At 44.5% G+C, this 14,134-nt stretch carries 11 protein-coding genes and 1 pseudogene; 9 read left to right on the forward strand and 3 right to left on the reverse strand.

Annotated features, from left to right (window positions below):
• Positions 1–20: 20 nt before the first annotated feature.
• Positions 21–404, reverse strand: coding sequence for a tautomerase family protein (locus tag MKY16_RS11615; protein ID WP_029515310.1), 384 nt, complete (start codon positions 402–404; stop codon positions 21–23).
• 124 nt (positions 405–528) lie between these two features.
• Between MKY16_RS11615 and MKY16_RS11620 the strand changes: the two genes are divergently transcribed.
• The 3 genes and pseudogenes from MKY16_RS11620 (at position 529) to MKY16_RS11630 (ending at position 4,162) form a co-directional block, all read left to right on the forward strand.
• Entirely contained in the window at positions 529–2,058 is a 1,530-nt protein-coding gene (locus MKY16_RS11620; protein ID WP_340955390.1) for an NB-ARC domain-containing protein, read from the forward strand.
• A 137-nt stretch (positions 2,059–2,195) separates the two neighbouring features.
• The gene (locus tag MKY16_RS11625; RefSeq protein WP_340955392.1) at positions 2,196–3,047 is read left to right on the forward strand and encodes a tetratricopeptide repeat protein; all 852 of its coding nucleotides are present in this window, start codon (positions 2,196–2,198) and stop codon (positions 3,045–3,047) included.
• A 475-nt stretch (positions 3,048–3,522) separates the two neighbouring features.
• Positions 3,523–4,162, forward strand: a pseudogene (locus MKY16_RS11630) (FMN-dependent NADH-azoreductase).
• Positions 4,163–4,645: 483 nt separating this feature from the next.
• Here the strand turns inward: MKY16_RS11630 and MKY16_RS11635 are convergent.
• The gene (locus MKY16_RS11635) at positions 4,646–5,143 is read right to left on the reverse strand and encodes a helix-turn-helix domain-containing protein (RefSeq protein WP_152526662.1); all 498 of its coding nucleotides are present in this window, start codon (positions 5,141–5,143) and stop codon (positions 4,646–4,648) included.
• Between the two features lie 596 nt (positions 5,144–5,739).
• The gene (locus MKY16_RS11640; RefSeq protein ID WP_340955394.1) at positions 5,740–6,591 is read right to left on the reverse strand and encodes an aldo/keto reductase; all 852 of its coding nucleotides are present in this window, start codon (positions 6,589–6,591) and stop codon (positions 5,740–5,742) included.
• A 175-nt stretch (positions 6,592–6,766) separates the two neighbouring features.
• Here MKY16_RS11640 and MKY16_RS11645 point away from each other — a divergent pair, with 175 nt between their 5' ends.
• The 6 genes from MKY16_RS11645 to MKY16_RS11670 all read left to right on the forward strand — a co-directional run bounded on the left by MKY16_RS11645 (position 6,767) and on the right by MKY16_RS11670 (position 13,192).
• Entirely contained in the window at positions 6,767–7,261 is a 495-nt protein-coding gene (locus MKY16_RS11645; RefSeq protein ID WP_029515307.1) for a MerR family transcriptional regulator, read from the forward strand.
• A gap of 623 nt (positions 7,262–7,884) precedes the next feature.
• Complete coding sequence (locus MKY16_RS11650) at positions 7,885–8,766, forward strand: hypothetical protein (RefSeq protein WP_029515306.1); 882 nt, start codon at positions 7,885–7,887, stop codon at positions 8,764–8,766.
• 914 nt (positions 8,767–9,680) lie between these two features.
• Positions 9,681–10,199, forward strand: a complete 519-nt coding sequence (locus tag MKY16_RS11655; RefSeq protein ID WP_029515305.1) for a sigma-70 family RNA polymerase sigma factor — start codon at positions 9,681–9,683, stop codon at positions 10,197–10,199.
• A 28-nt stretch (positions 10,200–10,227) separates the two neighbouring features.
• The gene (locus tag MKY16_RS11660; RefSeq protein ID WP_241113509.1) at positions 10,228–11,334 is read left to right on the forward strand and encodes a hypothetical protein; all 1,107 of its coding nucleotides are present in this window, start codon (positions 10,228–10,230) and stop codon (positions 11,332–11,334) included.
• Entirely contained in the window at positions 11,331–12,314 is a 984-nt protein-coding gene (locus MKY16_RS11665) for an ABC transporter ATP-binding protein (RefSeq protein ID WP_029515303.1), read from the forward strand. Before MKY16_RS11660 ends, MKY16_RS11665 begins: the two co-directional genes overlap by 4 nt.
• The gene (locus MKY16_RS11670) at positions 12,311–13,192 is read left to right on the forward strand and encodes an ABC transporter permease subunit (RefSeq protein ID WP_039274879.1); all 882 of its coding nucleotides are present in this window, start codon (positions 12,311–12,313) and stop codon (positions 13,190–13,192) included. The genes MKY16_RS11665 and MKY16_RS11670 overlap by 4 nt, the downstream gene beginning before the upstream one ends.
• Positions 13,193–14,134: the final 942 nt, after the last annotated feature.

Raw genomic sequence — 14,134 nt, forward strand, 5'->3', positions numbered from 1 at the left:
TTCTTATATAAAATTACGATTTAAACAATAAAAGGGGCGATGCCGTTGCCATAAGACCAGTTGTCTTTCGTGACTTCAATTAAATTGATAAAAACATCCTCGGTTCTAATGTTGCACTGCTCATGCAGTTGTTCAGCTAATGCCGCATAGAACTCTTTTTTTACTTCAGACGATCTGCCGACATTCAAAATGATTTGAACGATGAGAAATCCATCGCTTCTTTCAATGTCCAGACAGTTTGGATCAAAGTTGAAGTTCTCTCGGTTGTGTTCCTCGATAATCAAAAAACGATCATTTTCAGGCACTTGCAGCTTGTCCACGATCGTTTGCGAGACGGCCTCTTTAATACGGGCTTTAGCTTCGCTCGAACGTCCTTCCAACGTGACGATACGCGTTAAAGGCATGTAGATTACCTCCTCTTTTTGTTGATATGCTTTATTCTATCTGTTAAAATCCAGAACACGAATGTACATGAGTTCGTGTTAGTTCGTGTCAGAGATGCTCAAACTATTGAAGCCAGGTGATAAGATGGAAGACGAAAAATCTTTGAAAGATTGGCCCCATGATTGGATTAAAAAAATTCGTTCCAGGCCCGCTAGACATAACCTTTCCAAACGAACACGGCAAGTTGACTTGGCAAGGCAAGTTGGCGTCGATCCACGAACCGTTCAACAGTGGGAGAACGGAGATCGTCTTCCCAGCGTTGGCAGCCTCAAACGTTTGATTCAAGTCTTTTTGGAGGAAGGACTCTTCCTGGAGGGAGCCCAGCGGAAAGAGGCTGAGGAGCTTTGGCTTGCAGTAAAACGCTTTTCGGAAGTGCGCTCTGCAACAAAACGGGAGTTTCCGGATTTTGATGTCACTTGGTTTGAAACCGTTGCTTCGTTCGAAGGTTCCGCGCAGGAAGGTCGGGTTGCCACGCAAGCCGTTTCACTTGCAAGGCAAAGTCAGTTACCGAAGCCTCCTTCTCTCTTTATAGGAAGAAACCAATCCATGGCTGACCTGAAAGAACAGCTGAAGTTCCATTCCCTTGTGTCAATCGTAGGACCCGGAGGGATAGGGAAAACATCACTTGCTGTTCGAGTCGCTTCAACGCTTGCTGAAACGTATCCGGACGGTATTTGGATGTTCGAATTCGGCGCCGTAAAGGATCATCATTTTTTGGGCCAGTATCTGTTATCCACTATGGGACTGCAAAATCAAGGGAATCGAACTGATCTCCAAACCATATTAGATGTAATCTCCGAGAAAAGAATGATGTTTATTTTCGACAACTGCGAACACATCATTGATGCATGCGCGGCTTTAGCTGAATCACTCCTGATGGCTGCGCCAACACTAAGCATCATGGTCACGAGCCGAGAAGCCTTGAACATTTCGGGGGAATACGTCTATCGGATTCCCCCGTTATCCTTTCCAGGTGAGGAGTATTCGCTGGAGGTGCTTTCCGAAGAAGAAATCAAGGAATTTGAAGCCGTGCAACTGTTTATGGAACGTGCGCTTTTGGTTGCTCCTAAGCTTCAACCCACGCTAGCAAACTTGCAGCTTGTAGGTGCCATATGCAAAAAATTAGAAGGGATTCCGTTAGCCATTGAGCTTGCGGCTTCCAGAATGAGTATGTTGACATTAGAACAGATGGAAGAACGTCTGGCGAGTCTGCTGACATTATTGACTGCTGGAAAACGAAATGCTGTGCCTCGGCAAAAAACGCTGAAATCTACAATCGATTGGAGCTACGATCTACTAACCGGCAAGGAGCAACTGCTTCTGAGAAGGCTCAGTGTATTTTCGGGAGGGTTTACGTTGGAGGCAGTGGAGCGGATCTGTAGCTGCGAACCCGCATTGCCCACCCGTGATGATAAACTTGCTCGGGAAGATATGCTTGATCTGTTATCCGGACTGGTCAACAAGTCACTCGTCTCAATCGAAACCAGTGATGACTACCGCTACATCCGTTATTTCATGCTGGAAGCCATTAAGGAATATGCTGGCGAGAAACTGACGGCCGTAACAGACATGTTCTTCTTGAACGTCATGCTCAATATTACAGCCAAATTTTGAATCGTGCCGAGGCCAAGTTCAGGACTCGAGAGCGTGATGCCTGCCTTGATGAAGTGAGACAAGAATATGCAAACCTGCGCTCAGCCATGCAATGGTGTTATCAGAATGATGCACATACCAACTCAATTGGATTTCATATGGTTTCAAACCTTTACTGGTTCTGGCTTCATGAAGGCAGATTAAAGGAGGGGATTTTTTGGCTTAATCGTTTTCTGGAAAGTACCGTTCATAAAGAACTGCCTGGTGGAGATTTTGCCAAAGCATTGCATGGGCGGGGCGTCATTCAATTGGTTCAAGGAAACGTTGAAGAAGCCATGGTTTCAGCTGCACGCAGCGCTGAGCTCGCCCGTGATCTGAACCATTCTGCACAATTAGCCTCTTCTCTTCGTCTCATGGCATTTATTTATATCAACCAGCTACTTTTGAAAGATGCCGAGCCTCTCGTTAAGGAGAGCGTTGATATTGCCAGGAAAACGAAGGACATGTGGAATTTGGCGGCTTCGTTGCATGCTTACGGAAAGCTAAAGCTGGAACAAAAGGAGTATCATGAAGCATCCATGCTTCTAAAAGAGAGCGTGTACTTCTTCGAATCGGTTCAGGATAAATGGGAAGTATCCGGTCCGTACGAAAGCCTCGGTTATGCTGCCTTGAAACTTGGGCAGACCGATCAATCCATTGAATGCTTCAAAAATAGCATTGCGATCAGCCAAATTTACAAAGGGACATGGATTCTCTCTCGCGGAATAGAAGGGTTGGCTATAGCTTTATGGGCAAAGAAGGCTTATCCAGAAGCGGTCATACTTCTGAGTGCTGCTGAGAAATGTCGCGAAAGCTTCGGAGGTGCTGCCGTTCCGAATTTTCCCGTGGAGCATAATGCAGTGCTTCTTGATCTTCAACATGTTTTAATTGAACAGGAAATACGCGATATTTGGAACAAAGGAAAGAGTCTAACGAAAGACCAGATTCTCGCATATTCTTTAGAAACTTAGGTGTGCAAGCCTCCCTGAAAATCTGATCGTCCAAACGATGGACAGCCTCATTGACAACACGAACAAGGTGATAGTACAAAGAAACCGTTCCTTTCGTAAATGGTGGGTCGCACTTCCATTTACCAAGACGGTTTCTTTTTGTTTTACATCTTTGAGAAAAGCGGTCTTCCTGTGGGGCATGCAGTTTATGAACGGCCAATAAAAGTCAAAAAATTGGTGTCTGCATTTCATGATCATTCTTGACACTCATTTTTTTCTGTAACTATAATGATTACATTAAGAAGGGAGTTAGTAATGATAATATTCAGCGATTTTCAATAGGACTCGAAAAAGTTCCACTGCTGAATGTTTACCAGACAGTGGAAGTCATGGAGTAGGGGAAGCTCTTTCATATCCACGAACAGCATAGCTAGAATTGCTATTAATAGCATTGTATCCTCAATTATTTTAATCATAACATAGGAGTGGATTTATCATGGCAACTGTATTGTACGTAACCGCTCATCCTTTAAAAGACGGTACATACAGCCTATCAGTCGGCAAACAGTTTATCGAAACCTATCAGGAGGCCAATCCAGGAGATGAGGTCATTCATTTGGACCTGTATCGCATGGATCTTCCGCAAATCGACGCCGATCTTCTAAGACGCTGGGGGCGGTCTTTCTTTCGATGAACTGAGCGAGGGATCGAAGGTCAAAGCGGTGCGAATGCGCGAGATTGCGGACCAATTCATGACTGCGGATAAAATCGTCATTGTCAATCCGGTATGGAATTATTCTTTCCCGTCGGTTCTGAAAGCGTACATTGACGCGGTTATAGTTCCGGGAAAAACTATTAAGCGAGCCGATAATGGGCTGCGGGGTTTGTCCGGTTTGATTGGGACGCAGCAGGACAAAAAAGTGATGCACATTCAGGCTTCCGGCACGGTTCTCTCCCATGGGAAGTTCAAAGATGTAGAGTACAGCCATAGTTATGTAAAAGCTATCATGAATTTACTGGGCATTGACGATGTGCAGGCTATCTTTGTTGAAGGTATCAGTGAGCAGCCGGACCAAGCGCAGAGCATAAAGGAATCAGCAATCCGGCAAGCCATATTGGCAGCCAAAGCGTTTTGATGTGACAGCCTAAAGAAAAAGCGGAAAAATTCCAGGATTTTTTTTCTGGTTTTTCTTTCTCTTTTTTGACCATGATGGGGGATTGTATTGTTGTTACACCTGATGTACGTTACCCAAATAAGTTGCATTATTACAATCCTTGATACTTAAGGAAATTCCTTTGTTTTGGCGGCCACAATGCGGTCATCATTATGGAGCGCTATGAGCCATAAGTGGAAATATAATGGTTAAACCCCAGGGACCTTATCCATCTGGAAGAAGCCCTGAGGTTTTTTGTTATTGAGCAGGGAGGTCTTGCCTGTAGTAATACGAAGCGGTCTCAAAATCTTTTTGGTGATAATAAGCTTCAGCTATAAGGATATACAATTCACTCATTTTTTTGTGCGCTTGCTTTTGTTATTGAGTTGGGCTTTTAAATCCAGGTTCATATTTATATGCAAAAAATCATCACAGATCCTTTCTGCTTCTTCAATGTTTTGAATATCAATATATAGCTTTTAACGCAAAAGTAATCTCATCCAAATGGCAGTGAAAGATGCCAAGGTTGAGAAGAACATCGACATAAAGTAGTTTGTCGACTGTAAATAGCTTGGTCAGCAGCAAAGCATATGATTTGGCTCTAATATCGTAATCAAAAGGAGGCGCATGCTGAATGATATTTTCAATATATTCGTAGGCTTTTTCCATATCGTTAGATAACCAGTAATACCTTGCATAAAGTAATTGTTGCTTGGCTTTTAAATTAGCATCTTCCTCTGTGATTTCTATACTCTTTATTATGTTTAGAAACTCATTTAACAAATTGCTTTCAAGATATTGTTCCGCCCTTACCAATTGAGTAGGAATGGAGGGAGGAGGAGAAACGGTTTCCGAGGCCACTTCTTCTAAGAGAAAAGTAATAGAGCAATTTAATCGCTCCGCAAGCTTGCTAATGATCTCAAAAGAGGGCATCGCATTTCCTTTCTCAATTTGACTAATCAATATCAGATGATGAATTCACCCGCAGCTGGTTAGCAGCAGGGATAAGCAAGGATTATGCTGAGATCATGACCGGACTCGACCGTAAAATTCGCGAGGAAGGAGCGGAAGATCTAAGTACTGATACTGTAATGAGGGTGACTGGGAAGGCGCCTGTCTCCTTCCAACAATTTGCACAGAGACACGCAGGAATCTGGATGCGGGAATTAGACAGTACTATGACATTTTAGCCAAACTCAAACAGCGTGCACCAAGCTTGGAAAATTCCCTTGGAATCCTCGGCACTTCGCGTAGATATTTGTGTGTCCCAGCTTCCAACTGACAAAACCGAAAATATCTAGTTACGAACACAAGCTGAGAATTGCGCTAACAGAGATGCTCGTTGAATAAATTAGTCTAAATCTTCTATTAGAAACAGACTAGAATTATTGCTTTAATAGGGGGGATTATGATTAAGCGAAAGGTGGCATCTTATAAAGCGGAAAAGCGAATCCAAGGGTCAATTCAAGTAAAGAAAGGACAGGGTTCACTTTAAACCGCTCTGCCCTTTCTTTATAGATGAGGATAAACGAGTGATAAGTTTATGGTTCGATCAAGGTTTACAGATCGATTCTCCAGTTGCCCATCATCTTGGCGACTTCCGGGTCGCGATACGATAAGAAAAGACTTTCCCGCGTATCGAGGGCCGAGATTTGTTCGATATCATCCGCGCTCAACTCAAAATCGAAAATGTCAAAGTTTTCGACGATCCGCTCTTTTCTTACCGATTTTGGAATTACAACGACTTCACGCTGAACAAGCCAGCGCAATACGACCTGAGCGACGGACTTGTTGTATTTTTCTGCGATCGAGAGCAACACTTCGTTTTTGAACATGTTGTTAAGTCCCTCAGCGAATGGGGCCCACGACTGGTGTTGAACTCCGTGCTCTTTCATAAAAGCTGCGCTCTCTGTTTGCTGGTAGAACGGGTGCGTTTCGATCTGGTTGACGGCGGGTACGATTTCGTTATGAACGATGAGGTCCATCAGGCGGTCGGGTAGGAAGTTGCTGACACCGATCGCCCTAATCTTGCCTTCGCGGTACAGGTCTTCCATCGCACGCCATGCACCGTAGTAATCGCCAAATGGCTGGTGAATAAGGTACAGATCGAGATAGTCGAGTTGAAGCTTCTTCAAGGATTTGGCAAATGCGTGCTTGGTACTCTCGTAGCCGGTATCCTGAACCCAGAGCTTGGTCGTGATGAACAGCTGCTCACGCGGTACGCCGCTGCGGTTAATCGCACGACCGACCGCTTCCTCATTCAAATAACCGGAGGCGGTGTCGATCAGGCGGTAACCAGCCATCAGCGCTTCATATACAGCGTTCTCGCATTCTTCAGCATCTGGAACTTGGTAGACACCAAAGCCGATGATCGGCATTTTCACACCATTGTTTAATGTTACGGTTTGCATTGTATTTCCTCCCATTGTCCAAATGTAAAACGCAAACGGCCGCAAAACTCGGAAATCGGGCACCTCAGTGGGCTTCCGCTTACGGTCGACTTGCATTACAATAAGCCTAACGCCTTCGTGTTACACGAAGTCAAGCCATCTTCAAAAATTTTTATTTTTCCAAGGAGGATTCCACATGCATACAGTCAAAGAAGCTGCCCAGATAACGGGACTCACCGAGCACGCTGTACGCTTTTACACGGATAAAGGCCTGGTACCAAGCGTACAGCGCAATCAAAACAACATTCGGATGTTCGACGAAGAATCGATCAACTGGTTGCATGGCGTCAAATGTCTCAAGCAATCCGGGATGCCGATTGAAGTCATTAAAATGTACGTCGATTTCTGTCTCGAAGGGGATTCGACCATTCCGCAACGCTACACACTCATGATGGAGCATAAGGAAGCGGCGCTCATTAAGCTCGAAGAAGCCAAACAGCACGTTGCCCATTTGGAACAAAAAACGGCTCTATATCAGGCCATTCTGGAGCACCGCTCTCCAGACACGACCAATCCTGGCAACTGGGATAAAATTCAGCATATGCATAGTGACGTTTTTTACTCGCCCTCTGTTCGGAAGGCTAGAGATCTACGTGAGACACAACCACTCGAAGAAAATCCTCTGTTTTAAATTCCTGGTTGGCTTAGGATGAACAAGATTCAGAACAGTCTAGATTGGACTAACGAGAGACGATAACTTAATCATAACGAGAAGGCAGCAGGCCAAATGGACCCATTGCCTTCGTTCAAATCCTCTGTTTTTACACCAAATAACAGCACTGAACGCATCGTAAAAGATCATAAAATGGTAACGTTGTTTCAAACATGAGTCGAACCGTCTGGGTAACTTAGTTCTCGGACTGATCTTCCCAATGTATGTATTTACCTTTTTGCGGGATCAGTCGATCAGCTAACGCACTTTCAGGAAAGCTTTCTATGCATCGTATGTACACATGATTTAAAAGGAGGCAGCACCCCACGCCAGCGGTAGAATTGACTACTACAGAGATTAGAATGTAAAGAAACGTAAGTCTGAAATAACAAGGGGCAGACTGAAAGATTTAATGGAACTGCGTCCAAGACTTAAACAGGCACAGTATGCAAAAATACTTGGGCTAAGCCAATTCAGTGTCTCACATCATATGCGAAAATTCAGAGAAGATTCAACTTGTGAATAGCTCACTTAACTACGTAATTGACCATTGCCCAATTATAATATACTATTGGTTAAAAATGTAATCAGGAGGCAGCTATATGTTTAACTCGGCAGTTTTAGAATCAATAAGTGACATAAACCTTTTGTATGAAATGCTGCAAGCAGAGTTTTCACTAGATGGTTGGGATGCTATGGTACATATTGCGGATAAACTCCACCACTCAATCAACGCATTCTATGAAGAAGACCAACTTAGACAAGCAAAAGGGCAGCCGAGAATTGATACTAAAAGACTTAAACGAAGTGTTGCTTTTTATTTTGGATATTCTATGGTGGCGAAAGGTATCGCATTGCAAAAGATGGGCGATTACTCAGCAGCCAGGGATTGTATTGAAAAGTACTCTGAATTGGGATGGATATCTGGATTGGACGATGAGGGGAAGGAGGATGTAGCACATTTCAGGATGATTGCAAATGCCAATACATATGTTTTGAATTTGCTGGAAGGTAATATGGAGACGCTTCCTGAATATGTGCAATTTATACACAATGCCGAGGAAGAAGAGTTGTTGCCGGGGATTATTACGATACTGGAGTCAGCTTTAAAACATAACTGTAACGTTGATTGGGCATTAAAAGAATTTGAGCCTAATTTGGACGCTCTGGATGGAGAGTACGAAACGGAAGCCAATATTCGTTATTATATAGATCATTTATATCTTATGTCCCTTTACCACTTTACTAATGGTAATATTTACAATGCATTAAATATATCCCTCAAGGGATTGCGAATGTCTGATAAACTTAAGGATGATACTGGATATAAAAAAATCAATGCATTATTTGTTTCATTTAGTGTTCATGCAACTAAAGAACAGCTGAATGAATATAATGTATTGAACAAAACTATCCTAGAAAGGGTGTTAAAAGATGAAAAAGGCATTAGGTATGATGGCAGTAGTATTGTTTCTGTTAGGTAACGTAATCATCCCTACTGGTGCAGCAACGATCCAACCTAACAATCACGGCATGAATAGCTTCCAACAACTTAATAATCATGGCATGAATAGCTAGGTTCGTATATTTGAAACCCCTTCTACAAAGAAGGGGTTTTTATTTGGTAGAATAGTTCCAAAGAATCATAACAATCTTCTAGAAATCTACTGATTTTTCTGAAGGATATCCACTCAATTCACAGAACACTATCATTGAGGAGAGGCGTGTCGAGGCAGGGGGTGCTTCGTGCCCTCATAAAGCCATTTCAGCAGCACAAAGACTTAATGTCTCGGCCGTCAATTCAAATATATCGGTTACATTGGGCGTTTTACATTGCAATAAAAACGATGGAGGGCGCTCAACGTGATAACACTGACTAGTAATCGTTACTGATAATATTCCCTCCATTCCTATTCCAGTCATAGGTTCAATATCAATTAACCCCATGCATACTAAATAATGAAAAGTTAAGTGTCGTTCAGTATTTAGTTCTAGCGGACCTGACAAAAGGCATTGTCAAACAGTTTTCTGGGAAATTTTAAGCGATCGTTATAGACGCTCCAAAGCAGATTAGCTTTTTATAATCACCCGAAAAGGTGGCTATGGAAAGCTTTTTTACCGGTTTAATGAATCATTAATACAATGATGGATGTAGTCGGTACGACGTACATACACAAATTTCGTTAGAGCGACGAGCATAGGTTTTGCTGAAATACAATAGTTCTTTGTACAATAAAGTTGTTTTCTAATGTCTAACAATTTCTTAATCCTGATGTCATTGGACTGTCCAATTAAGTGCAGCCTAAAAAAATTCGAAGAAAATCTCCCGAGCATGATACAAAAAAGGAAGAAGGTTCGTCTTCCTAATAGCTGCAGCTTAAAAGGAGGCAATTATAAAATGAGTATTCCGGAATCCTCACCATTCCGCAACATATTTTATGAGCATTATCCAACCGTACGCAGAAAACTGGCTGCGCTTGTGCGAGATGAAGCAGCAGCCGACGATCTGGCGCAGGAAGTATTTCTGAGGCTGTACAGAAATCCGCCGGACAACCCGGCAACCCTGGGGGCATGGCTACACCGGGTACTGACAAGAATCGGATACGATTATTTAGAGAAGAGAGCAAGAGAGAGAAAGCTGCAGAATAAGCAGGAGATAATGTATGAAGGGGAAGTCGCTTCTGAATCCGGCGAAGAGGCGCTGATGCGTCGATTGGATCAGGAAGAGGTTCAGGCTTGGCTGGACAGACTGCCCGAACGAGACCGCCAAGCGCTGCTTCTGCGCTACTCCGGCTACAGCTATGCGGAGATCGCGGAAGAGCTTAATGTCAGGTCGCCGCTAATAGGCAGTCTGCTCCAAAGAGCGACACGCAAGCTGCAGGCCACATCCAGCAAGGCTATAGCAAGGCAGGACTAATCAAATATTCGGAAAGGATTGAAATGATATGACAACTAAATTGCAGCATTCAGAAGCTGACAAAAGTACACATGAAGCCTGGGAGAGGTTGCTACAGAAGCTGGCCATGGAGCCGGTAAACGCCAAGTGGGAGACCGGGGACGCAAATAACAAAGAGGACGTTCTGAGGCTTGCCGATACCCTTAGGCCGCCAGCGGACTCAGCTGCAATTCAGGATTCGGAATCCAGTTTGAAAGTTGATGCTCCGGCTCCGGTTGCTTCTTTCCGCCGGCGGGCAGGCAAGGGCCGAAAGTGGGCCGCAGCGGTGGCGGCAGCCGTTATCTTTGGCGTCGTACTTACAACCCCTGTGGGAAATAACGCGCTGGCGGCATTTTTAAATCAATTCCGGGTGCAGGATATCGCTACAGTTGACGAAAGCACGCTCGAAGGTATGTTTAATCAACTGGTTCCGGGAAAATCGGCCGACATAGAAAACACCTTTGGCCAGTTTACATCGGAAAGCGGAAACGTACAGGGTGATTTTACGCGTGAACAAGCCGTCTCTAAGCTCGGATATCAGCTTCTTCCAGTAAATGTGGCCGGAACGAAGGAAAGTGTGTACGTTACTCCTTCACAAAAAATTACAATGATGCTGAATGTGGATGAGCTCAATAAAGCTATGCAGCGTGTAGGGGCAACGAAGCTGCTGCCGGAGTCGATGGACAATAAAGAAATAGCGTTTAGTACACATGAAAGCGTAAATTACGATTTGGGTACCGATCAGGACCACTGGGCAACTCTGACACAGATGCAGGCTCCAGAAATTACGGTAGATCCGTCCGTTGATACAGAAAAAGCGGTGGATGCCGTTCTTCAGCTTCCGATTCTGCCTTCCGATCTGAAAGAGAAGGTAAAGCGCAGCCGCATTCTGGCAGGTTCCATTCCTATGCCATATGTGGTTAATAAAAGTGCTGAAACTTCTGAGATTACCATTGGAGGAACCAAGGTTCTGGTTACAAACATGAAGTACAGATCAATGACGAATCGTACCGCTATCTGGATCAAAGACGGACAGGTCTTTTCCTTTGAAGGTGGGAGCGCCTATGAGTCAGAGTTTGATTTCATGAACAAGCTTAAGGAGCTGGTTGAGGCATGAGTAAGCCGACAATCGACGCTAAAGGATTAACCAAGGAATACAGCAACGGGCGCGGCTGCCGCAACGTGACCATCACCGTAGGGAAAGGGGAAGCCTTTGGCTTCCTCGGCCCCAATGGAGCCGGGAAAAGCACATTTGTGAAAATGCTGGTCGGGCTCATCCATCCGACGGCCGGAGGAGCAACCCTGATGGGTGCACCCATCGGAACGCTCGAAGCGAAACGGCAAATCGGGTATCTCCCCGAGCTGTACCGGTATCAGGAATGGCTTACCGGTGATGAGGTCGTCCGGTTGCATGGGCGATTATGCGGTTTGGACAAGCAGGTGATCGACAAGAGAGTTCCTGAGCTATTGCACATGGTAGGTGTGGGTCAACGGGGGAAGGACCGTGTTAAGCATTATTCCAAAGGCATGCAGCAGCGGCTTGGACTGGCTTGCGCGCTGGTGAATGATCCGGCCGTGATTTTTCTTGACGAGCCTTCTTCCGCCATGGATCCGGTTGGACGAATGCATGTACGTAATATACTTGAGGAACTGAAGCAGCAGGGGAAAACGATTTTCTTAAACTCCCATCTGCTTGAAGATGTGGAAGTATTATGCGACAGAATGGCACTCTTGAATAACGGACAGGTTCTCCGCCATGGGCGGGTAGCCGAAATGCTCCAGAAGCGAGTCTGCTGGCGTTTTAAAGTCGGCGGATTTTCGCCTTTTTTGCTGTCCTGGCTTATGGATACGACAGAGCTCAGCTTTCGAGTAATAACAGATGGAAAAGCCGAAGGCGGATTTACAGGAGAGAGGGGCATAGATGATACCGTCTGGCTTGAAGCGGAACTGGAGAGCGAAGAACAGGCAGGCTGGATCAATACGTTGCTGATCGGACAGGGGATGACGTTATATGAAGTCACCAAAGTTCGAGAACGGCTTGAAGAGTGGTTCATGAAGGCTGTTGCAGGGCTGAATCATAGGGGGGAACAGGAATGAGGATTATTTGGACCATGACCTGGAAGGAGCTACTGCGCAAACGGGTCCTCCTGCTGACACTTTTATTAACTGTTGTATTCCTGCTGGGATTTTGGTTTATTGCCGGCGCCATCGCAGGAGATTCTACCTCTAGGGTGATCACAGGCGGTACGAATAATGAAACTATGATCCAGGAATTTACGCTCGGGATGTTCATTTTGATGCTCGGTTTTTTCTTCGCAAGTTTTGTACTCGCCTTTTTAGCGATTTTTAGCTCATTTTCCACGATTGCGGGTGAGGCGGAGCAGGGGGTCATGCAGGCGATGCTGCCACGGCCGATTCCGAGGTGGAAATGGTATACGGGCCGCTGGCTCGGCTATGTTTCGCTTGGTGTAATCTATGCCTTGGTATTGTACAGCCTGATTTTGTGGATCACCGATGTGCATGCTTCGATCCCGCGTGATCCGGTAGTGCTGGTGCAGTCTTTTTTGCTATTTGCTTCAGTCGTTCCCCTGCTTGTAACCGTGTCCATGTTCGGATCCGGCTATTTGTCATCGGTTGCGAATGGTGTCGTCATGACGATGCTTTATGGGGCTGGTTGGCTCGGTGGCATGGTTGGAAAAATCATCGGCTCTGTGGGTCTGGAGCCAGGTCCCATGCAGACCCTGAACAATATAACGGGTGTCCTGTCCCTGATCATGCCTGCCGATGGACTGCAGCGTAAAATGCAGGCAGTGTTGTTCAGCTTCGAGAATATTAATGGACTCATCCCGGTAAGCACAAGTGGACCGTTTGGTATCGGCGAGATTCCTTCAACAGCCTTTTTGATATACGCGGCATTTTACACGGCTGTGCTCTTTGGACTCGGGCTGCGCCGCTTTGTCCGCAAGGATTTATAGGTTCTACTTTGAAGTTTCAGACTTCAGCAGCCATTCAAAAAAATTGTTTTAAAAGACCTTCTGAGAATAAAAAAGGTGGTCTAAAAAGACCGCCAAATTGCTTGCTTTATTCCAATAAATGAATCAATGAGTCTGTTTATCTATTTCGATCGTTCATTAGTTTCAGCCTCGTCTTTACGCCATAATCACGCTTAAAGCGATCAAAAAGGGCCTAAGGTCTCCAAGTCTATAGAAGGTGATAGACATTATTGCAACCATATTTACACAGCGATAATAATATTTTAATTGGGGCAGAACAAGATGGACTGCTGCTAGTTACTATTCTGACAATATGCATCTTAATTTCAGTTTGATGTTACCCGTTAGAGAGCATCGGGTACAAGCTCAAACTTTAATCATTTGATGTTGACCTCTATGGCTAATATTTCTATTTTCAAAAGACGTTTTAGGATAACCTAGAGCGTTTTTTTATTTTGAAAATCACCTGGGTATATGCCCATTTCTGCAAACGATGCTTATCTTTCCAGCGTAACAATCAATAGAAACCTACTAATTTGATTAACCATGTCAAGTTGGAGTTTTTCATCCTGTACAATAGAAAAAGACAGTGGTTTAGAATTTCTATGTGGCCAAAAGTATTTAAATATGACAGGCGAAGAACTGGTCATGGACGTGGAAAAACTATTAATCGCTTGAGCTTCATAAAATACAAATGCAATTGCTCTACATAAAAAGTTGACCTGATTTTTGCCCGCCAGCTACAGCATCTTCCGAAAATATTTTTCCACATCGTAGCCGATCATGGCAAGCATCCTTCCATCACAGGTTGCAAGTGAGCCGTCATTTGTTATCTCCCCAAATCAAATGTTTGAAAGGCCAGAAGTTTGTCAAAAATGGATATTATATCCTATAGTTGCAATTCGAATAATCTCCAAAGGGGAG

Source organism: Paenibacillus sp. FSL L8-0641, from assembly GCF_038006265.1.
GTDB classification, from domain to species: domain Bacteria; phylum Bacillota; class Bacilli; order Paenibacillales; family Paenibacillaceae; genus Paenibacillus; species Paenibacillus polymyxa_D.

Coding starts and splice junctions, on each gene's coding strand:
- MKY16_RS11665 (WP_029515303.1), top strand. CDS start 11,331: ATGAGTAAGCCGACAATCGACGCTAAAGGATTAACCAAGGAATACAGC.
- MKY16_RS11620 (WP_340955390.1), top strand. CDS start 529: ATGGAAGACGAAAAATCTTTGAAAGATTGGCCCCATGATTGGATTAAA.
- MKY16_RS11625 (WP_340955392.1), top strand. CDS start 2,196: ATGGTTTCAAACCTTTACTGGTTCTGGCTTCATGAAGGCAGATTAAAG.
- MKY16_RS11615 (WP_029515310.1), bottom strand. CDS start 404: ATGCCTTTAACGCGTATCGTCACGTTGGAAGGACGTTCGAGCGAAGCT.
- MKY16_RS11645 (WP_029515307.1), top strand. CDS start 6,767: ATGCATACAGTCAAAGAAGCTGCCCAGATAACGGGACTCACCGAGCAC.
- MKY16_RS11655 (WP_029515305.1), top strand. CDS start 9,681: ATGAGTATTCCGGAATCCTCACCATTCCGCAACATATTTTATGAGCAT.
- MKY16_RS11670 (WP_039274879.1), top strand. CDS start 12,311: ATGAGGATTATTTGGACCATGACCTGGAAGGAGCTACTGCGCAAACGG.
- MKY16_RS11640 (WP_340955394.1), bottom strand. CDS start 6,591: ATGCAAACCGTAACATTAAACAATGGTGTGAAAATGCCGATCATCGGC.
- MKY16_RS11650 (WP_029515306.1), top strand. CDS start 7,885: ATGTTTAACTCGGCAGTTTTAGAATCAATAAGTGACATAAACCTTTTG.
- MKY16_RS11660 (WP_241113509.1), top strand. CDS start 10,228: ATGACAACTAAATTGCAGCATTCAGAAGCTGACAAAAGTACACATGAA.